Annotated in this window: 23 protein-coding genes; 10 read left to right on the plus strand and 13 right to left on the minus strand. The window is 65.9% G+C overall.

Annotated elements, in window-relative coordinates:
• Positions 1 to 73: 73 nt before the first annotated feature.
• The 5 genes from AC1DV8_RS19090 to AC1DV8_RS19110 all read right to left on the minus strand — a co-directional run bounded on the left by AC1DV8_RS19090 (position 74) and on the right by AC1DV8_RS19110 (position 6,033).
• Complete coding sequence (locus AC1DV8_RS19090) at positions 74 to 1,702, minus strand: glycoside hydrolase family 43 protein (RefSeq protein WP_477158528.1); 1,629 nt, start codon at positions 1,700 to 1,702, stop codon at positions 74 to 76.
• Positions 1,703 to 1,712: 10 nt separating this feature from the next.
• Positions 1,713 to 2,165: an N-acetyltransferase family protein gene (locus tag AC1DV8_RS19095; RefSeq protein WP_477158529.1), complete on the minus strand. Its 453-nt coding sequence runs from the start codon at positions 2,163 to 2,165 to the stop codon at positions 1,713 to 1,715.
• On the minus strand, positions 2,165 to 3,469 hold the full coding sequence (xylA, locus tag AC1DV8_RS19100; protein WP_477151676.1) for a xylose isomerase: 1,305 nt from the start codon (positions 3,467 to 3,469) through the stop codon (positions 2,165 to 2,167). Before xylA ends, AC1DV8_RS19095 begins: the two co-directional genes overlap by 1 nt.
• Positions 3,466 to 4,929, minus strand: coding sequence for a xylulokinase (gene xylB / locus AC1DV8_RS19105; protein ID WP_477158530.1), 1,464 nt, complete (start codon positions 4,927 to 4,929; stop codon positions 3,466 to 3,468). Before xylB ends, xylA begins: the two co-directional genes overlap by 4 nt.
• A 69-nt stretch (positions 4,930 to 4,998) precedes the next feature.
• A complete protein-coding gene (locus AC1DV8_RS19110; protein WP_477158531.1) occupies positions 4,999 to 6,033 on the minus strand; it encodes a LacI family DNA-binding transcriptional regulator in 1,035 nt (344 codons plus the stop codon).
• Between the two features lie 75 nt (positions 6,034 to 6,108).
• On the opposite strand from AC1DV8_RS19110, the gene AC1DV8_RS19115 reads away from it, so the two are divergent.
• From AC1DV8_RS19115 to AC1DV8_RS19125, 3 genes are read left to right on the plus strand one after another with little or no spacing between them, the layout of a single operon-like run.
• A complete protein-coding gene (locus AC1DV8_RS19115; protein ID WP_477158532.1) occupies positions 6,109 to 7,110 on the plus strand; it encodes an aldose epimerase family protein in 1,002 nt (333 codons plus the stop codon).
• On the plus strand, positions 7,111 to 7,656 hold the full coding sequence (locus AC1DV8_RS19120) for a DUF1697 domain-containing protein (RefSeq protein ID WP_477158533.1): 546 nt from the start codon (positions 7,111 to 7,113) through the stop codon (positions 7,654 to 7,656).
• Positions 7,657 to 7,706: 50 nt separating this feature from the next.
• The gene (locus AC1DV8_RS19125; RefSeq protein ID WP_477158534.1) at positions 7,707 to 8,834 is read left to right on the plus strand and encodes an epoxide hydrolase family protein; all 1,128 of its coding nucleotides are present in this window, start codon (positions 7,707 to 7,709) and stop codon (positions 8,832 to 8,834) included.
• Here the strand turns inward: AC1DV8_RS19125 and AC1DV8_RS19130 are convergent.
• Positions 8,831 to 9,094 carry an ArsR/SmtB family transcription factor gene (locus AC1DV8_RS19130; protein WP_477151682.1) on the minus strand — a complete coding sequence of 88 codons (264 nt, stop codon included), beginning with the start codon at positions 9,092 to 9,094 and terminating at the stop codon, positions 8,831 to 8,833. The two genes, AC1DV8_RS19125 and AC1DV8_RS19130, sit on opposite strands and share 4 nt — an antisense overlap.
• Before the next feature lie 29 nt (positions 9,095 to 9,123).
• Positions 9,124 to 9,474, minus strand: a complete 351-nt coding sequence (locus AC1DV8_RS19135) for a VOC family protein (protein WP_477158535.1) — start codon at positions 9,472 to 9,474, stop codon at positions 9,124 to 9,126.
• A 142-nt stretch (positions 9,475 to 9,616) separates the two neighbouring features.
• Here AC1DV8_RS19135 and AC1DV8_RS19140 point away from each other — a divergent pair, with 142 nt between their 5' ends.
• Positions 9,617 to 10,330: a helix-turn-helix transcriptional regulator gene (locus AC1DV8_RS19140; RefSeq protein ID WP_477158536.1), complete on the plus strand. Its 714-nt coding sequence runs from the start codon at positions 9,617 to 9,619 to the stop codon at positions 10,328 to 10,330.
• A gap of 159 nt (positions 10,331 to 10,489) precedes the next feature.
• The gene (locus AC1DV8_RS19145) at positions 10,490 to 11,719 is read left to right on the plus strand and encodes an epoxide hydrolase family protein (protein ID WP_477158537.1); all 1,230 of its coding nucleotides are present in this window, start codon (positions 10,490 to 10,492) and stop codon (positions 11,717 to 11,719) included.
• Positions 11,720 to 11,926: 207 nt separating this feature from the next.
• Here AC1DV8_RS19145 and AC1DV8_RS19150 read toward each other — a convergent pair whose 3' ends face one another.
• Positions 11,927 to 12,370, minus strand: coding sequence for an organic hydroperoxide resistance protein (locus AC1DV8_RS19150; RefSeq protein ID WP_477158538.1), 444 nt, complete (start codon positions 12,368 to 12,370; stop codon positions 11,927 to 11,929).
• A 113-nt stretch (positions 12,371 to 12,483) separates the two neighbouring features.
• Between AC1DV8_RS19150 and AC1DV8_RS19155 the strand changes: the two genes are divergently transcribed.
• Positions 12,484 to 12,933, plus strand: coding sequence for a MarR family winged helix-turn-helix transcriptional regulator (locus AC1DV8_RS19155; protein ID WP_477151687.1), 450 nt, complete (start codon positions 12,484 to 12,486; stop codon positions 12,931 to 12,933).
• Here AC1DV8_RS19155 and AC1DV8_RS19160 read toward each other — a convergent pair.
• Genes AC1DV8_RS19160 through AC1DV8_RS19170 form a run of 3 tightly spaced genes read right to left on the minus strand, consistent with a single transcriptional unit; the run spans position 12,930 to position 14,582 of the window.
• Positions 12,930 to 13,547: a DUF1294 domain-containing protein gene (locus AC1DV8_RS19160; RefSeq protein ID WP_477158539.1), complete on the minus strand. Its 618-nt coding sequence runs from the start codon at positions 13,545 to 13,547 to the stop codon at positions 12,930 to 12,932. The genes AC1DV8_RS19155 and AC1DV8_RS19160 overlap by 4 nt on opposite strands.
• Before the next feature lies 1 nt (position 13,548).
• Positions 13,549 to 14,109: a DinB family protein gene (locus AC1DV8_RS19165; RefSeq protein ID WP_477158540.1), complete on the minus strand. Its 561-nt coding sequence runs from the start codon at positions 14,107 to 14,109 to the stop codon at positions 13,549 to 13,551.
• Positions 14,106 to 14,582 (minus strand): MarR family winged helix-turn-helix transcriptional regulator, encoded by a 477-nt coding sequence (locus AC1DV8_RS19170; RefSeq protein ID WP_477158541.1) that lies wholly within the window; start codon positions 14,580 to 14,582, stop codon positions 14,106 to 14,108. Before AC1DV8_RS19170 ends, AC1DV8_RS19165 begins: the two co-directional genes overlap by 4 nt.
• Positions 14,583 to 14,749: 167 nt before the next feature.
• On the opposite strand from AC1DV8_RS19170, the gene AC1DV8_RS19175 reads away from it, so the two are divergent.
• Positions 14,750 to 15,340: a hypothetical protein gene (locus tag AC1DV8_RS19175; protein ID WP_477158542.1), complete on the plus strand. Its 591-nt coding sequence runs from the start codon at positions 14,750 to 14,752 to the stop codon at positions 15,338 to 15,340.
• A 35-nt stretch (positions 15,341 to 15,375) separates the two neighbouring features.
• Here the strand turns inward: AC1DV8_RS19175 and AC1DV8_RS19180 are convergent, their stop codons facing one another.
• A complete protein-coding gene (locus AC1DV8_RS19180) occupies positions 15,376 to 16,236 on the minus strand; it encodes a cupin domain-containing protein (protein WP_477158543.1) in 861 nt (286 codons plus the stop codon).
• Between the two features lie 169 nt (positions 16,237 to 16,405).
• On the opposite strand from AC1DV8_RS19180, the gene AC1DV8_RS19185 reads away from it, so the two are divergent.
• Complete coding sequence (locus AC1DV8_RS19185) at positions 16,406 to 17,356, plus strand: phytanoyl-CoA dioxygenase family protein (RefSeq protein ID WP_477158561.1); 951 nt, start codon at positions 16,406 to 16,408, stop codon at positions 17,354 to 17,356.
• A gap of 64 nt (positions 17,357 to 17,420) precedes the next feature.
• Here the strand turns inward: AC1DV8_RS19185 and AC1DV8_RS19190 are convergent, their stop codons facing one another.
• The gene (locus tag AC1DV8_RS19190; protein WP_477158544.1) at positions 17,421 to 17,819 is read right to left on the minus strand and encodes a chlorophyllide reductase; all 399 of its coding nucleotides are present in this window, start codon (positions 17,817 to 17,819) and stop codon (positions 17,421 to 17,423) included.
• A gap of 112 nt (positions 17,820 to 17,931) precedes the next feature.
• On the opposite strand from AC1DV8_RS19190, the gene AC1DV8_RS19195 reads away from it, so the two are divergent.
• Both AC1DV8_RS19195 and AC1DV8_RS19200 read left to right on the plus strand, forming a co-directional pair.
• Positions 17,932 to 18,468 carry a hypothetical protein gene (locus tag AC1DV8_RS19195; protein WP_477158545.1) on the plus strand — a complete coding sequence of 179 codons (537 nt, stop codon included), beginning with the start codon at positions 17,932 to 17,934 and terminating at the stop codon, positions 18,466 to 18,468.
• Positions 18,468 to 18,686 carry a helix-turn-helix domain-containing protein gene (locus tag AC1DV8_RS19200; RefSeq protein ID WP_477158546.1) on the plus strand — a complete coding sequence of 73 codons (219 nt, stop codon included), beginning with the start codon at positions 18,468 to 18,470 and terminating at the stop codon, positions 18,684 to 18,686. Before AC1DV8_RS19195 ends, AC1DV8_RS19200 begins: the two co-directional genes overlap by 1 nt.

Genomic DNA, 18,686 nt, shown 5'->3' on the forward strand with positions numbered 1-18,686 from the left:
GAGTCGCGGGTTGCTTCCCCAAGTCCACTTACCGTCGGTGCGGGACACGTACCCGCACCGGACTTGGTGATCGTCAGTACCGGTCGCTCGGATCCCGCACCGGCCGGTAGACGAAGTCCGAGAACACCGCTTCCTTCGCCGTCCCGTTCAAGTCCGATGCCGCCATGCCGACGAAGGCGCCGGTGAAGCTGCCGTGTTCGGCGTGGCCGCCGCATTCGTCGGAGAGGAGCGAGGCGTCGAGCGTGCCGCCGACCGGTTGCCAGTTGCCGGCGGCCCTGGCGTCGCCTGCGGCGTAGAAGAACTGCAGCTTTGGGCCGCGGATCTCGATCTTGAGACGCACCGGGCCGTCCTGTGGCAGCGGAACCGGGGCGGCCGGGTAGCTAAGCCGGCCGTCGGGGTGCGACGCGAGCGAGCTCATGATCAGCAGCTCGCGCTTGCCGTCCGAATGCGCGGTGACGGTGAGGTAGTGGAAGTTGTAGCGGCCGTAGTAGCCGGTAAGGCCGGCGAACTGGCGTTCGTCGACAGGCGAGAAGTCGAGGGTGACTTCGGCGTCGTAGGAGAAATGGGTCTGGCGGCGGGCGACCAGCGCCTGCTCGAACCAACTGCCGATCGACTCGCGGCCGAAGAGGGTCAGCTTGTTGTCGCCGACCTTGAAGATGCGCTCCGTCTCCGGAGTGCGGAGCCACTGGAAGTCCTGGTGCAGCGTGTCGAAGCTGTAGCGCTGCTCGGCCCAGTAGCCGACGTCATCGCGAGTGCCGGGGATTTCGACTTCGAGCGAGGGGACCGGGCCGTTCTTCACCCACAGCCAGTCGTCGGCGCCCCAATAGGCCTCCTGGATGCCGGTTTCTCGGCCGAGCACGCAGCGGCGCTTCTGGGTGGTGGGGCGGCCCATCAGATGGACGAGGAAGGTCTTGCCATCCGGCGTCTCGACGATGTCACCATGGCCGGCCCGCTGCACGGCGTTGAGCGGCGCGTCCTTGGCGGTGAGAATGTGCTGGATCGGGTGGGTTTCGTACGGCCCATCGATATTGCGCGACCGGGCGAAGGTGACGGCGTGCTCGTAGCCCGTACCGCCCTCGGCGGTCAGCAGGTAGTACCAGGGCTGCCCGTCCTTGCCGTTGCGCTTGTAGAGATGCGGGCCCTCGACCAGCTTCAGGTCGGTGCCCTGGTAGATGTTCTTGATCGGCCCGACGAGCTTCTTCTGCGCGTGGTCGTATTCCTGCAGCGCGATGCCGGCGAACAGCAGCGGGCGGGTTCTATGGTCCCACAGCATGTTGACGAACCACTTCTTGCCGTCGGTGTCGTGGAACAGCGAGGGGTCGAAGCCGGAGGAGTTCATGTAGACCGGGTCGGACCACGGGCCTTCGATCGAGGGAGCGGTGACGAGGTAGTTGTGCGCGTCCTTGAACGAGCCGTCCTTGCGCTTCACGTCGGTGTAGATGAGGAAGAACTGCTCGCCGTCATGGCTGAGACACGGCGCCCAGATGCCGCACGAATCCGGATCGCCACGCATGTCGAGTTGGCTGGCCCGGGTCAGCGGGCGGGTGACCAGCTCCCAGTTGGCCAGATCATTGGAATGATGGATCTGCACGCCCGGGTACCACTCGAAGGTGGAGGTGGCGATGTAGTAATCCCCGCCGACGCGCAGGATCGAGGGATCGGGGTTGAAGCCGGGGAGGATGGGATTGCGGATGGTGGGCATGTGACTCGTTTCAGCTGAGCGGCAGGCGATACTGGATGAAGCCCGAACGGGAGGCGACGCGATCGTAGAGGGCCTGGGCAGTGGTGTTGGACTCGTGGGTCAGCCAGTATACCCGGCCGCTGCCCGCCTGCTTCGCCTGGTCGGCGACATAGGCGATGAGGCCGCGACCGTGACCTAGGCCGCGCCCGTCCGGCGCCACGAACAGATCCTGCAGGTAGCAGTTGTCGGCCAGCGCCCAGGCGGTGCGGTGGTAGATGTAGTGGACGAGACCCACCGGGCGCTCGCCGGCGAGGGCGAGTGCACCCCATACCGGCTCGTCGTCGGCCAGAAGGCGTGACCAGGTCGAGGCATAGATCTCCTCGGGCAGGACGGTTTCGTAGAAGGCCAGGTACTGCCGCCAGAGATCGGCCCAGGCGGGCCGATCATGAGGGGTCAGTGGCCGGATGGAACCCGTCTCCGCCATCAAACGAACCGGTTGACCAGGTTCTCGAGGTATTCCTGCTGGCCGGATTTCGGCTGTGGGTTGATGCCCTGCGCTTCGACCCGGGCGGCGATATCGGCGAGGCTGTCGGAGGTCAGCATCTTCTGTGCTTCCGCGGACTTCCAGCCGGCATAGCGGGCCTCAATGACCTTGTCGTAGGTGCCGTCTTCCAGCAGCCCGGCGGCGCCCTTGAGGCCGCGGGCGAGGATATCGAGGCCGCCGACATGGCCGTGCAGCAGGTCGGCCGGATCGATCGACTGGCGGCGCACCTTGGCGTCGAAGTTGAAGCCGCCCTTGCCGAGGCCACCAGCCTTAAGGATCTGGTAGAAGGCCAGCGCCATTTCGCCGGGGTTGTTGGGGAACTGGTCGGTGTCCCAACCCGACTGCAGGTCGTTGCGGTTGGCATCGACCGAGCCGAGGATGCCGAGGCCGCCGGCGACGGCAAGCTCGTGCTCGAAGCTGTGGCCGGCGAGGAAGGCGTGACCGACCTCGATGTTGACCTTCACGTCCTTCTCGAAGCCGTAGGTCTTGAGGAACCCGTACACCGTAGCGACGTCATAGTCGTACTGGTGCTTGGTCGGCTCCTGCGGCTTGGGTTCGATCAGGATCTGGCCCTTGAAGCCGATCTTCTTGGCGTGCTCGATGACGAGGCCGAGGAAGCGCGCGGCGTGATCCTGCTCTTCCTTGATGCGGGTGTTGAGCAGCGTCTCGTAGCCTTCGCGGCCGCCCCACAGCACGTAGTTCGACCCGCCGAGATCATGGGTGATCTCAAGCATCTCCTTCACCTGCCCGGCGGCATAGGCGAACACGGCCGGATCGGGGTTGGTGGCGGCGCCGGCCATGTAGCGGCGGTTGGAGAAGAGGTTCGCGGTGCCCCAGAGGAGCTTGGTGCGGCTCGACTGCATCTTCTTGGCGAAGATGTCGGTGATGGTGCGGAGGTTCTTGTTGCTCTCCTTGAGACTGTCGCCTTCCGGGGCGACGTCGGCATCGTGGAAGCAGAAGAACGGCGCGTCCATCAGGTCGAACATCTCGAAGGCGACGTCGGCCTTGATCTTGGCCCCCTCGAGGCCCTTGTCGTACCAGGGACGATCGAAAGTGCGGCCGCCGAACGGGTCGCCGCCTTCCCAGGCGAAAGTGTGCCAGTAGGCGATGGCGGGGCGGATGTGATCTTCCATCCGCTTGCCGAGGACAATCTCGTCCTTGTTGTAGTGCCGGAACGCCAGCGGGTTGCTGGACGTCGGTCCTTCGAACTTGACGGGCGAAATTCCCTTGAAGAAATCAGTCACTTACGGGCCTCCTCGATGGCGGGGTAGAGCGCGCGGTAGCGCGCATATTGATCGGAATAGGCGGTCTTCAGCTTGGCGTCGGGTTGGATCACCCGCTTGATCGCCGGCATGGTCATGATCTCGGTGGGATCGGCGCCCTCGGCGGCACAGAGGCCGAGGCGGGCGACGCCCAGCGCGCCGCCGAAATCGCCGTCCTCGGGGAGCGCGATCTCGGTGTCGAGATTGGTGGCGATGAGCTTCAGCCACAGTTCGGATTTCGAGCCGCCACCGACGGCGAGCAGCCGGCCCATCGTCGTGCCGGCATCGTTCAACACGCGCTGGCAATCGCGGAAGGCGAAGGCGACGCCCTCCATCACCGCTTGTGCGAGCAGCGCCGGATCAGTGGAGTGGCTGAGGCCGGTGAAGCTGCCGCGGGCGGCGGCGTTGTTGTGCGGCGTGCGCTCGCCCGAGAGGTAGGGGAGGAAGATTTCCTCGCCCGGACCCTTGAACCCGGACTCGGCGGCACCGGCCAGTTTGGCCGGGTCCTGGCCAGTGATCTTGGCCAGCCAGTTGAGGCTGTCGGTGGCGCTCAAGATGACACCCATCTGGTGCCACGTATTCGGGATGGCGTGGCAGAAAGCGTGGACGGCGCCCTTGGTGTTGGGGCGGAAGCGGTCGTTCGAGACGAACAGCACGCCCGAGGTGCCGAGCGAGACGAAGCCTTCGCCAGGCTCTGTGGCGCCGATGCCGCAGGCGGCAGCGGCGTTATCCCCTGCCCCACCGGCGACGACTACCTCGCCGGACATACCCCAGCGGTTGACGAACTCACGCTTGAGGTTGGCGGACGGCGCGGAGCCCTCGACGAGCCGCGGCATGTGCGAGCGATTGAGGCCGGTGAGCTTCAGCAGCTCATCGGACCAGTCGCGCTTGCCGACATCGAGCCACAGTGTGCCGGCGGCGTCGGACATTTCCTCGACACGCTCGCCGGTGAGCAGCAGGCGGATATAGGCCTTGGGCAGCAGCGCCTTGGCGAGCTTCGAATAAATCTCCGGCTCGTGCTTGCGGACCCAGGCGATCTTGGGCGCAGTGAAGCCGGGCATGGCGATGTTGCCGGCAATATCGCGGAGCGCGGGGAGCGCCGCTTCCATCTCGGCGCACTCGGCAGCTGAGCGGCCATCGTTCCAGAGGATGCAGGGGCGGAGGACCTTGTCATCCTTGTCGAGCAGGGTCGCGCCATGCATGTGGCCGCTGAGCCCGATGCCGCGGACCTTGGCCATTTCGGCCGGGTGGGCCTTCGACAGCTTGTCGATGGCTTCGAGCGTGGCGTGCCACCAGTCGGCGGGATTCTGCTCTGACCAGCCGGGATGTGGGCGGGTGGGTTCGACCGCCTTGGCGGTGGCTTCGCCAATCGGCGAGCCGGCCCGGTCGATCAGCAGCGCCTTGACGCCGGAGGTGCCGATATCGATGCCGAGATAGGTCATGAGGCACGTACCTCAAGACCGTGCAGACAGAACATGTTGAAGTCCTCCCGGGGCGTAGCTATTGATTGATTACCCTCTGGGGAGATTGTCGCGCAGATAGAGCCCGATTTCAATGGGGGCCGGACGGCGCTCGGCATCCTGGCCCAGCGCCAGCGCTCGGGCGACGGCGAGCGCGGCGGCGATTTCGCCATCCGGGTTCTGGTCGATGACCACGTCGATGGCACCGGAACTGAGGCCGGCGCGGGTGGCTTCGGTGAGTTCGTGGGCGACGACGCGGACCTTGCCGGTCATCCCATTTTTGTCGAGCGCACGCAGCAGGCCGGAGTAGCCGCCGCCCATGTTGTAGATACCGCTGAGCGGCTGGCTCAGCAATTCGAGCGCCGCGGCCTCGGTCTTGGTGTCGTCGTCAAAACCCTCGAGCGGGCCGATGATCTTGTGGCCGGGGAACTCGGAGAGAAGCACCGCCTCGAAGCCTTCGCGGCGCTGGTGGTGATCGGCGAGGCTGAGGGAGCCGGCAATGAGGCCGATAGGTCCGGGGGCGGCGAAGCGGCCGAGGAGCGAAGCGGCCGTGCGGCCGGCGGCGTTGTTGTCGATGCCGACGAAGTGGCGGCGGGCCGAGCCGGGGAGGTCGGAGACCAACGTTACGACTGCGATGCCACGGCGGGAGGCCTGGTCGATGGCGCGGCGCACCTTGTCATCCTCGGTGGCGACGACCACGGCGCAATCGCAGGTCTTGGGGTCGAGTCCGCTGAGCGCGCTGGCGAGGGCGGCGGGGTCGAACGCATGCACCAGCCTGGTGGTGATCGAGAGGCGCTCGCCCTTGGTGGTACGGGCGCGGCGGTGGATGGCATCGACCAGGCCGAGCATGAACTCGTTGCGGCCATCGGGGATGAGGAAGGTGACGCCGAGGTCGCGAGCCCGCGCGAGCAGTGACGCGGAGATATCGCGGCGGAAGTCGAGCGTCTTGATCGCCTCGGCGACCTTGTCGGCGGTTTCCGTGCGTACTCCGGGGCGGCCGTTGAGGACGCGATCGACCGTTGCCAGCGACACGCCAGCCTCGCGAGCGACATCATGCACCGTGGCGCGGCGCTTCACTTCGTCCATCTCGCCTCCTCCCCCGCTTCCGCTTCCTCAAGATTGCGGCTATCAACCCGTCGCACGAAAGAGGAGATAACGGCAATGAGCGTCACGGTGGAAGAGTTCGGCAGCTTCGAAGGCAAGCGGGTCGAACAGTTCAAGCTCAAGAGCGACACCGGCGTCGAAGTCGACATCATTTCGTGGGGCGTATTGGTGCGTGACTGGCGCGTGCCGGTGGCCGGGGGCTTGCGTTCCGTGGTGCTGGGCTTCGACAAGTTCGACAGCTATCCGGCGCATTCGCCGTATTTTGGCTCGCTCGCGGGGCGCGTTGCCAACCGCATCAAGGATGCGACGTTCAGCCTCGACGGCAAGACCTACACGCTGCCGGGCAACTTCCACGGCCACACGCTGCATGGCGGGCCGGAAGGCATCGGCCGGCTGGTGTGGGAAGGCGAGGCGGACAGCGCCAACAATGCCGTGCGCTTCACCCTCGAATCACCCGATGGCGCCATGGGCTTTCCGGGGAACGTGAGGTTCACCGCGACCTACACGCTCAGCGGCAACCGGCTGCGCCTCGATATCGCGGCCAAGGCCGACCGGCGCACGCCGATCAACGTGGTGCAGCACCAGTATTTCAACCTCGGCACCGGGCCGGATGTGCTCGACCACAACTTCAAGATCGCGGCCAGCGCCTATACCGAGCTTGGCGCGCAGCTGATCCCGACCGGCGCCATCCTGCCGGTCGACGGCACGGAGTGGGATTTCCGCCAGGGCCGCAACATGCGCGACGCCAGCGGCAAGCCGATCGACTATGACGGCAACGTGGTGCTGAACAGCGATCGCAAGTTCGCGGATCCGGTGGCGGTGGTGACCGGGCCGGACGGGCTGCTGACACTGAAGCTCTATACCGATCGGCCGGGCCTGCAGGTCTACAACTCGGTGACGACGCAGGCTGCAGCCGAGGGCAAGACGTACGGCAACCACTGCGGCTTCTGCCTCGAGGACCAGGATCTGCCCGATTCGGTGAACCACCCGCATTTCCCCTCGACGATCTACGGGCCGGACCGCGACTACAGCCACCGCGTCGACATCGAGATCGCGTAAATGGCGGTGTACGTCGCCCTGATCCGTGCAATCGGACCGGTGACGCACGCCAAGATGAAGATGGCCGCGCTGCGCGACGCTTGCGCAGCGGCGGGCCTCGACGACGTCTCGACGGTGGGCAATACCGGCAACATCATCTTCCGCTCGGGGCATACGCTGGCCGAGGCGCGGAAGATCGTGCAGGGCGCGGTAGATGGTTTCGGGCTCGGTCCGGCTAACGAGGCGTTCGTGCTGACGCCGAAGGCGATGGCGGCGGTGGTGAAGGCCAACCCGTTTCCCGAGGTGGCTACGGAACGACCGAGCGAACTCGGGGTCTCTTCCTTCCACAAGGCGCCGGACTGGGCGCCGGTGATCGGTTGGGCTGGACCGGAGCTGGTGGCGACGGTGGGTGCGCACCTGATCGTCGCGTACCCCAAGGGGATCACCGGCTCGAAGCTGCAGATCGAGAAGGCGCTCGGGGCCAGGATGACGCAGCGCAACTGGACAGTGTTTGCCGCGCTGGCGGCCAAAGCGGCGGCACTGGCGAAAGCTGCTGACAGCATCTGACAGCAGGCCTCGCGCATCGATCTCCGCGTACCGCAACGTGGAGACGATCCTTGACCCCTTTCACCATCGCCATTGCCGACGCCGATATCGCCGACCTCAGGAGCCGGCTGCAGCACGCCCGCTTTCCTGACGAGGTCGAGGATGCCGGCTGGGAGTATGGCACCAGCCTCGCCTTCCTTCGCCGCTTCGTCGACTACTGGGGCAATGAGTTCGACTGGCGGGCCGCCGAGGCGCGGCTCAACCGCTACCCGCAGTTCACTGCCGAGATTGATGGCGAGACGGTGCATTTCGTCCACGCACGGGGCAAGGGCAGCAACCCGGTGCCGGTGCTTCTCACCAACGGCTGGCCGAGCAATTTCGTCGAGCTCTTGCCGCTGGTCGACCGGCTGACCGCCGACACCGACGGCGTGTCGTTTAACGTGATCATCCCCTCGCTGCCGGGCTATGGCTTTTCCAGCCGGCCCCGGCACAAGGGCATGAACCTGACGCGGACGGCGCAGCTTTGGGCCAAGCTGATGGACCGGCTCGGCTACCCGCGCTTTCTCGCCTCGGGCTCGGACCTCGGCACCGGCGCGATGCTGAGCCTCGTGCGACACCACCCCGAGCGGCTGCTCGGCGCACACTATTGCAACGTCTTTTCGGGTTACCCAAAGCCGGACGACCCGACGTCGGAGGAGGCCGAGTATTTTCAGAAGGTCGCCTATACCGGCTTCGCCGAGGGGGCCTATGCCCTGGTGCACGGCACCAAGCCGACGTCACTGGCGGTGGGCCTCAACGATTCGCCCGCCGGGCTGGCGTCGTGGATCCTCGAGAAATTCCACCGCTGGGGCGACACCGGCGGGGACATCGAGAGCGTCTTCCCGTTCGAAACGCTGGCGACACTGCTGTCGGTCTACTGGTTCACCGAGACTATCGGTTCGTCGGTCCGCCTCTACAAGGAAGCCTTCGCCGACCACGAGATCATGTTGCCGATGCCCAGGCACGACGTGCCGCAGGGCGTACTGGTGCCGGCCGAGGCCGACCTGCCGGCGCCGCGCGCCTGGGGCGAAAGGAACCTCCAGAACCTGGTCCACTGGAACGAGGCCCGGCAGGGTGGGCACTTCCCGGCTCTCGAGGTGCCGGATGTGCTCGCCGGGGACATCCGGGCATTCCATCGCGAGATCGCGCGGCGCGGCTAGCGCTTGCCCGCCGGGGTGGCCGTCAGCTCGGCCACCTCATTCGCCGCCCGTTCCACCACGGCGGCATCGGTGCGGTAGAACCAGAAGCGGCCGCGTTTTTCGAGCAGCAGCAGGCCGGATTTCCGCAGCACCTTGAGATGCTCGGATACCGTTGCCAGCGACAGCTCGGAGAGGGCGGCGAGATCGCCCGCCGCCTTCGCCTCGGACATGCAGGCAGCAACGAAGGCGCGCCGGTCGGGATGCGATAGGGCGCGCAGCACTTCGTCGAGGTCGAAACTGTCGATCGCCGTCAGCCCTGGATGAGGGTGAGGAGGTTGCCGGCGGGGTCGCGGACCTGCGCCTTCTTCACCCAACCATTGTCGACCACCGGCATGGCGATGGCGCCGCCCTTGGCTTCCGCGGCGGCCAGCGCCTGGGCAAGGTCGGGCACCACGATGCCGAGGGTGAGCGACGGGGTTTCGGCCTCGACCAGCGCGCCGTCCGGTCCGCCATCGGGGGTCGCGACCATGCCATAGCCGGGACCGCGCGGCGTTATCTGCCAGCCGAGCACGCCGGAATAGAAGCTCTGCAGCGCCCCGAAATCCGGACCGGCGATATCGAAGTGACCGATGCCGTTGAGGCTGTGGGGCTTGCCGCTCATCACGATCTCCTGTCGTTGCGGACACATTATTTCGGGATATCCCGAAATGTCAATCGCTGCTGACAGCCTCTGGCAGGAGCCCCCTCACATGGTGTAGCGAGCCGAATTTCGGTAGAACGAAGGACCCTTGGGAGATGACCGCTTGGACAAGACCGAACGCCTGTTTTCCGTCATGGACGCACTCCGCCGTCACCGTCGCCCGGTCACCGCGGCGGCGCTGGCCGAGGAACAGGGCGTATCCGTCCGCACGCTCTACCGCGACGTGCAGACGCTCATCGGGCTGGGCGCGCCGATCGATGGCGAGGCCGGGGTGGGCTATATGCTGAAGCCCGGATTCTTCCTGCCGCCGCTGATGTTCACGCCCGAGGAACTCGAGGCGCTGGTGCTCGGCGGCCGCTGGGTGCAGGCGCAGCCCGATGCGGGGTTGGCGGGCGCGGCCAAGAACGCACTGGCCAAGATCGCCACCGCCTCGCCCGATGACCTCCGCGACCGGATCAAGGATACCGGGCTGTGGCCAGTGCTGATGCGCGGTCCGCAGGAGCCGACGCCGGTGCTTGGGCTGGTGCGCGCCGCCATGCGCAACGAGAAGGCGCTGCATATCGGCTATGCCGACGAGAGCGGCAAACAATCGGAACGCGACATCTGGCCGGTGCAGCTCGCCTATTACGAGGGCAAGCAAATCGTCGTCGGCTGGTGCTGCATGCGCGAGGCGTTCCGCAATTTCCGCACCGACCGGATCGTGTCGGCGGCGGAGACCGAGCAGCGCTATGGGCGGCGGCGGTTGCAGCTCGCCAAGGAATGGCGCGAGGAGTGGGCGCGGCTGCACCCGGATTGGGCCTCGTCGCCGGGTGGCTGACACTATCGAAGGACTTGGCTTCAGATCCCCGCCCTGCGCGGGGATTTTTGTTTGCGTCACAGCGGGATAACGATGCTGCCACGGTCTGTCAGCAGGGGTGATGCAAGGTCTTTTGGAGACGCCGGGCCATGGTGGGCCGGCGCGGAACAGGAGCCGAAAATGACCGAACTTGATCGCAGGAGCTTGTTGAAGGCCGCAGCTGCGGCGGCAGTCGTCCCGGCGCTCGGCGCCTTCGTTTCCCACGCAACCGGAGCAGACGAAATGAGCATCACCCCGTTCAAGGTCCAGGTGTCCGAGGAGGACATTGCCGACCTCAAGGAGCGCCTGACCATGGCGCGCTGGCCGCATGCGACGAGCACCGACTGGAGCCGCGGGCAGCCGGTCGCGTTCATCAAGGAACTCGCCGACCAGTGGCTGAACAAGTTCGACTGGCGGGCTTGGGAGGCCAAGCTCAACAGCTACCCGCAGTTCCTCACCGAGATCGACGGGCAGACCATCCACTTCCTTCACATCAAATCGAAGGAGCCCAATGCCTTTCCGCTGATCCTGACACATGGCTGGCCATCGAGCGTCATCGAGTTCTTCGAGGTGATCGGGCCGCTGAGCGATCCGCGGGCGCATGGGCTCGACCCGGCGCTGGCCTTCGACCTCGTCATCCCCTCGCTGCCCGGTTACGGCTGGTCGACACCGCTGGCGGCGCCCGGCTGGGACACCGCAAAGGTGGCGAAGACCTGGGACACGCTGATGAAGCGGCTCGGCTACACCCGCTATGGCGCGCAGGGCGGTGATGTCGGCTCGCTGGTCGGCAAGGAGCTCGGCATCCTGAAGCCGGAAGGCCTCGTCGGCACGCACCTGCAGCAGATCTTCGCCTTCCCGACCGGCGCACCGGGCGAGATGGAGAAGCTGACGCGGTTCGAGAAGGAGGGCTGGGCCAATCTCGACATGTTCATGAAGTACAACGGCTACCAGGACATACAGAGCAAACGCCCGGGCACGCTGGGCTACGGCCTCGTCGATTCGCCAATCGGCCAGCTGGCCTGGAACACCGAGCTGTTCTTCGGTTTCGAGGGTCAGGGGGTGCAGTATGTCGATCGCGACCGCTACCTGGCGCACGTCTCGATTTACTGGTTCACGGCGTCGGGCGGCTCGGCCGGGAATATCTACCTCGAGGATGCACGCTCCGGTTCTGGCTATCGCGAGGAGCGCAACGACACGCCGACCGGGGTCGCAGTGTTCCCGTGGGATTTCCGTTCGGTCCGCAGCTTTGCCGAGCGCGCCAACAACATCGTGCACTGGACCGAGATGCCGTCAGGCGGCCACTTCGCGGCGACCGACGCACCAGATTTGCTGGTCGCCGATATCCGGACGTTCTTCGGCGGACTAATCTAAAGGGGCGGCAGCGTACCTTCTCCCCTTGTGGGAGAAGGTGCCCGAAGGGCGGATGAGGGGTCTCTCTCCGCGAACTCCAATTGCTCGTCGCTACGCTCCGATCGCGCAACCCTCAGGTTGCGGACCCCTCATCCGGCGCTGCGCGCCACCTTCTCCCACAAGGGGAGAAGGTAACCCGGTGGGTGGGGGAAGCCCCCGCCCTTTCAGTTACGCCGCCTCGAGCTCGCCGACGGCCGTCAGCTCGACATCGTGCGGGAAGCGGATGAGGTTGGAATAGGGGCAGATGTCATGGGCCAGCGCCATGACTTCTTCGAGCGTCGCCTGGTCAAGACCCGGCGCGCTGGCGGTGAGGGCGGCCTTGATGCCGTAGCCGACGCCATCTTCGCGATCGTAGAAGCTGACCGCACCGGTGACCGTGGTGTCCTCGGGGAGCTTCACCTTGAGGCGCCCGGCAGCGCCCTTCATGGCGCCCATGAAGCAGGCCGAGTAGCCCAGCGCGAACAGCTGCTCGGGATTGGTGCCCGGGCCGCCGTCGCCACCCATCTCCTTGGGAACGGAGAGCGAGACGGCAACCTTGCCGTCATCGGTCGCGGCGGTGCCGGTGCGGCCGGCATAACCGGTGGTGGCGTGGGCGGTGTATTTGACCTGCATGGTGAAAAGTCCTTGTCGAAGAGAGGAGGAAGGCGGAACGTCGGAGTACATAGACGACAATTAGATTGTGCGCAATTCAATTGTGCACTATCTATCATCGTATGGAGACGAATGTGGCAAACGCATCGGCAAAGGACCTACGGCTGGACCGGCAGCTCTGCTTCGCGGTGTATTCGGCGGCGCATGCGTTCAACCGCTTCTACAAGCCGCTGCTGAGCCAGCTCGGGCTGACCTACCCGCAGTATCTGGCGCTGCTGGTGCTGTGGGAGGATGACGGGCTCACCGTCTCGGCCATTGGCGAGCGGCTGCTGCTCGATTCGGGGACATTGACCCCATTGCTGAAGCGGCTCGAGGCGATGGGGCTGGTGAGCCGCCGCCGCGACGAGCGCGACGAGCGGCAGGTGATGATCCGGCTGACCGAGAAGGGCAACGGGCTGCGGAGCGTGGCGGAGGGTTTTCCGGCCAAGATCCTCGATGCGTCCGATAGCCCAGGCGAGGAAGTCGACGGGCTGCGGCGGCGGCTGGTGGACTTGCGCGAAAAACTCGACCGGTCCGTCGCCTAACCGAACGGGGCGAGGACCAGCAGACCGGCTAGCACCGCCATGTGCAACACGGTGATCATGGCCGTCACGACGGCGAAGCTTCGCTTGCTGGTCTTGTGACGCAGTAGCTGCTGCGCGACGAGGCCGCCGGCGATGCCGCCAATGAGATCGATGGTGTGCAGCGACCGCTCGCTCACGCGCCAGCGATCGGCTTGGGCGGCTCGCTTGTCGAACCAGTAGACGATGATGCTGGTGACGCCGAGAGCGAGGTAAGCGGCTGGCAGCCAAGCCGGGGCGCGGCCGAGAAGGACGGCGGCGACAGCGAGCAGCACGATGAGAGCGGCTCCAGTGGCGAACAGCCAATTGCCGGATGGCTGCCGAACGGATGGCGCACCACGCCGACTGGCGGCCAGGTTCACCGGATTGGCGCCTGCGATCTTCACGTCGTCGGCAGCCGGCCGGCCGTCTCGGCCCTGGGTGAGGGTGAAAGACACCCGATCGCCGACACGCGGGCGCGTCGCGATACGGCCGATGGCCTTGATGTGAACGAAGCAGCGCCGGCCGTCATCGGCGGCGATGAAGCCAAAGCCCCGGTCGTCGTTCCATTGCACAAGTTCGCCGGTCTGCCGCCCCATCCTACAGTCCCGCGAGATCCGCTTCGCTCCACCCAAGCGCCGCGACGTCCTCGATGCGGTCGCGAAAGTCGCTGGCGGTGAGGAATTCGTCGAGCTGCGGCGGCTTCACGGAGCTGCCCGACAGCATGGCATGGACCTGACCGCGGTGGTGGGTCTGGTGCATGAACAGGTGCAGCAGCAGATCGTCGGTGCGCTCAACCTGGATGCGGTTGGTGCGGTGGACATGGGTTTGGGCAGCGAGGCGTTCGTCGGTTAGGCCGGTGCAGAAGGCGAGGAGGCGCTCGTCGACAGCGAACTGCGCCGCCGCCAGCGGTGCGATGGCGTCGAACGGTTCCTCCGGGTCCCAGGCCTTCGGCCCGAGCGTGCCGCCCTCCAGCGCATCGACATAGAACCAGTCGACGGTGAGGATATGGCTGAGGGTGGATTTGAGCGAGGGAAAGAAGCTCACGCGCCTCGCTTCGAACTCGCCCGGCTGCAGCGCGAGACAGGCTGTGAGCAGCCGGTGATTGGCGAGCCGGTTGTTCTGCGCGAGCTTGCGCATGATGCGGCCGGCGATGCTCATGGCTTGCCTCCCGGCTCGGTGGGCTTGGTCGGGGCCGCCATGCCATCGGCGACCATGCTGCCGAACAGCTGAGCCAGACGGTTGCTGACTGGAGTGTTGGCGGTGGCAAGGACGCGCGACACCTCGCCCACGAGGTTGCCGCTGAGGGTGTTGAGCAGCTCGGTGCCCTCAGCGGTGAGGGTGAGCACCTTGGCGCGGCGGTCATCCGGGTCTTCTGCGCGGGCGACGAAGCCGCGGTCGACCAGCGTGCTGGCGACCCGGCTCGCCGCCGGCAGCGATAGCGCCAGGGCGGTGGCGAGGCTGTTGATCCGCAGCGCCTTGTCGCGATCGAGCAGGTAGAGCGCCGCCAGTTCGGCCAGCGTCATGTTCTCGTTGCGGAGGTTCCGCGCGGTGCTCGACAGCAGCTGCGCCGACATCAGCCGCAGGAACTGCGCCATCGGGCTTTGGGGGTCGGCGGCAGCTATTACTTGCATATCTGGAATCATTGCAATCTGACAACAATTATGAACGCGCACTAAATGGTGCGCTCAAAGGCGGTTCAGTGGAAGCCCGTCATAAGGCCGCCGTCCAGTCATCCACCGGGAATGCTGGACCGGCGACCGGAGGACTGGCGCCGTCCCCTCCCGGACAGGAGACTGAAATGAACGTGACCAAATCGGCAAGCCTCGCCCTCGTGGCGATCTTCCTCAGCACCAGCCTCGCCTCGGCGGGTGGTATTCACATCCCGGGCCTCGACGGATCGGGTTCGGGCGACGATTCGCATGCCATCGACATCTTCCATGATGCGATGCCCGATAACGATCCGCCGGATTTCGGCGACATCTTCAACCCGCAGCCCGAGCTTGAGGTCACCATCAATGAAGACCTCTTCGAAGTGCTCAATCCGCCGCTCGATGTCATCGATCTGGGCATGGACATGGGCAACGGCGCGCCTGGCAAGGGCGGCAAGGCAAAGGGCGGCCAGCTCAGCGCCAACGTGAAGCTCGGCGCGGCGCTCAAGTGCGTCGTCTCGGGGACGCCGAGCGAATTCCCGGACGATCTGCGCATCGCCAATGCCGGTGTGGTGGCGCTGCCGGCCGGCACACAGTTCAAGTGGAAGGCGGCGGGGATCAGCGGCGTTGCGAGCCTCGGCAAGACGCTGCAGCCGGGCAAGGCGCTGAAGCTCTCCAACGTGCTGCCGGGCGGCGTCGAAGCCGGCACGGCGTGCTCGGCCAAGGTCATCGGCCTTTGACCGGAGGCGAGGTCCCGGCCGTCGATGTCGGGACCTCAGCGCATGAAACGCGCGCGGTACTGCCGCGGCGTCATCTGTTTGGCCGCCTTGAACTGACGGTTGAAATTGGCCAGCGAGTCATAGCCCACGTCGGACGCGACGTGGGCTATCGGCCGTGATGTGCCCGACAGCAGCGCGCAGGCCTCGCCGATGCGGAGCCGGGTCACATAGGCCGAGACGGGGCTCCGCACATGGCGGACGAACATCCGGTGCAGGCCGGAGGGCGACAGCGCCGCGATGTCGGCGAGCGCGTCGATCGACAGCGGCTCCATGTAGCGGGTGTGGATGACGTCGAGCACCCGGTCGATACGGGTGCGGTCAGCGGAGTGATGCGGCGCCGCAGCGGCCGGACTGGCGAGCGGGGTGGCGGCGCCGTCCTCGGCGAGGCGGCGGAGGATGTCGATCAATACGCTGAGCCGGTCGGCCGGCGGGCGGGCGAACAGCGCGTCGATCGTCGGGCGGATCGCCTCGGAGGCCGCGGTCGAGAACTTCAGCCCGCGCTGCGCCCGCGCCAGCAGGTCGGCGACGGGACGGAGTTCGGCCAGCAGCTTGGTAAGGCCCTCGGCCCAGTCCGGGTGGAACCACATCACCCGCGCCACATGCGGGGCGGCGGGATCGAGCTTGTCGCGGCTCGCCCAAGTGTGCGGCAGGTTGGGGCCGATCAGCACCAGGTCGCCATCGCCGTAGTCGCCGATGTGGTCACCGATGAAGCGCTGGCCGACCGAGTTGAGCGTGAGGGTCAGCTCGAACTCGGGGTGATGGTGCCACTGGAACGGGATGGCGTCATCGAGCCGGCGGTCGAGCCACGCCCAGGAAGCGCCTTCCGGCGGCGTCACCTTCTCGAGAAGCGGCTTCATCGTGCAGATCACCCACCACCAGCGCCAGAATAGTATCAGAACTGGCCGGTGCACGGCAACATGCCGGGGCGTGGCGGCCCTAGCCTCTCTCCATCGAAACCGATCCCCGAGGGGGAACATCAGATGGAGGACTATGATGTCGATGGCTCAGGGCATGGCGCCGCAAGGCATGGCGGCTGGGGTCAAGCGGGATTCGCACCCGACGACGCAGAAGGTCACCACGCAGCTCAAGGACATCCGGAAGACGCTGCCGCTGCGGGTGCTCAGCGAGGCGGACTTCAAGCACTGGCAGGAGCGGGGCTATGTGATTGTTCGCAATGCGGTCGACGCGGATCATGTCGAGCGGCTGAAGGCTTTGCTCTGGCAGTTTGAGGAGAAGGACCCCAACGATCCCTCGACCTGGTACACGCCGCAGCGGCGCGACCACATCATGAAGGAGCTAAACGGCACCGGCATGGTGGAGATCTACAACCACCAGTACCTGTGGGATAACCGGCAGCAGCAGCGGGTCTACGACGCCTTCGTTGATATCTGGGACATGGAGGAGCTGTGGGTCTCGATCGACCGCGCCAACCTCAACCCGCCCAAGAAAGTGCCAGGCCCGAACCAGAACGGCTTCATCCATTGGGACAGCGATACGTCGCTCGATCCGCTGCCGATCGGCGTGCAGGGGGTGCTCAGCCTCGTGAAGCAGGACGGCGATATCGGCGGCTTCCAGTGCATTCCGGAGCTGTTCTACGATTTCGACAACTGGGTGAAGACGCAGCCGGCCGACCGCGATCCGATGCATCCCGACACCACGGGGCTGAAGATCACCAATATCGAGATGGAGCCGGGCGACCTGATGATCTTCAACACCCTGCTCGCTCACGGCGTCAGGCCCAACCACTCGATCAACTCGGGCAACCGGGTGCGCATGGCGCAGTACATCTCGATGTTCCCGGCCAACGAGGAAGACGTGATCGAGCGGGCCGAACGGGTGCGGCTGTGGCGCGAACTCGACCACCCGCAGCGCGACGCCTTCCCGGGCGATCCGCGCGAGTGGGAAAAGAAGAATGCCCGGACGGCCAAGCTCAGCGAGCTGGGCGAGAAGTTGCTCGGTCTGCGCAGCTGGAGCTAAGCGCCGAGGATCGACAGTGGATGGGCTGGCGGCAGGAAGATATCCTGCCGCCAGCCCTCGTCTTTCAGTGGCAGCCGGCGCGGGTGACGAGAGCGTTGACGATCAGCGGCGTGGCCGCCGTCTCGCCCCAGCTGCGCTTGTCGGGCGCCGCCTTGGCCAGCACCTTTTTCACCAGCCCGGCATCGAGCGCCATCGAGCGCTCGCAGGTGACATAGGGCCTGCCCGCCGCGTCGGTCGCCGAGATCAGCACACCGGCAGATTCGCCCAGCCCGCCCAGATAGGCCTGCAGCAGCTGCGCGGCATGGCCGTCGCTTCCGGCGCGATCGAGAATATCCATCACCTGGGCGACGGAGATCTGACCGCCCGAGGTCGACGACGTCGCCGCAACCGCCGGCAAGGTAACGGCTACAAGCAGGCCGGCGACGATGATGCGCCGGATGAGGCGAGAGGAATGCTGCTGCATGTGGAAAACTCCAATGGTTCACGAACGGCGACATCGATAGACGACGATTTGTTATTGCACAACGATAATTTCTTATCGTAGATTGTGCATCCAGATGACGTAGGGGTGAAGCATGAGGACTGATGCAAGGCGGCGGCGGGTCGCCCGGTTGAGCGCGGTGACGCGCATGGCAGCGCTGGTGCTGGCCGGCGTACTGCCGGCGCTGGCAGCCGCCTACTGGGGCTTTGCCACCGACGCCGAGATTGCCCGCAGCGCCGGCCTCGCAGCGACGGCCGTACAGCTAGGTGTCGGCGAACGGGTCGGTGCGGCCATCATCTCGGCGCTGTCGCCGTTGGCCTTGAGCTGGGGGCTGGTGCGGCTCGCCACTGCTCTCGGTCATTTCGGCGCCGGCGTACCCTTCGTGCCCGCGGCGGCTCGCGGCATCCGTGATTTCGGCTTGGCCGTCCTCTTGTGCACGGTGCTGAAGGTGTTGGCCGGCACGGCGTTGAGCGTGCTCCTGAGCTGGAATGGAGCGGGGCAGCGGCAGTTTGCCATCAGCATCAGCTCGGACATGCTGCTGATGCTGCTCCTGGGCGCGGTGATGGCACTGATGGGCTGGGCGCTCGGCGAGGCGGCGGCGCTGGCCGAAGAAAACGCGCAGTTCATCTGATGCCGATCAAGGTCAATCTCGCGGTGCTGCTGGCCGAGCGTGGCATCAAATCGAAGGACCTCGCCGAGCATATCGGCATCACCGAGGCCAACCTGTCGCTGCTCAGGCAAGGCAAGGTGAAGGGCATGCGCTTCGATACGCTGGAGGCGATCTGCAGCTACCTGGAGTGCGGGCCGGGCGACCTGCTCAAGTACGTACCCGGCGAACCGCAGGAGTGA

Source organism: Devosia sp. P3_B2, from assembly GCF_056402875.1.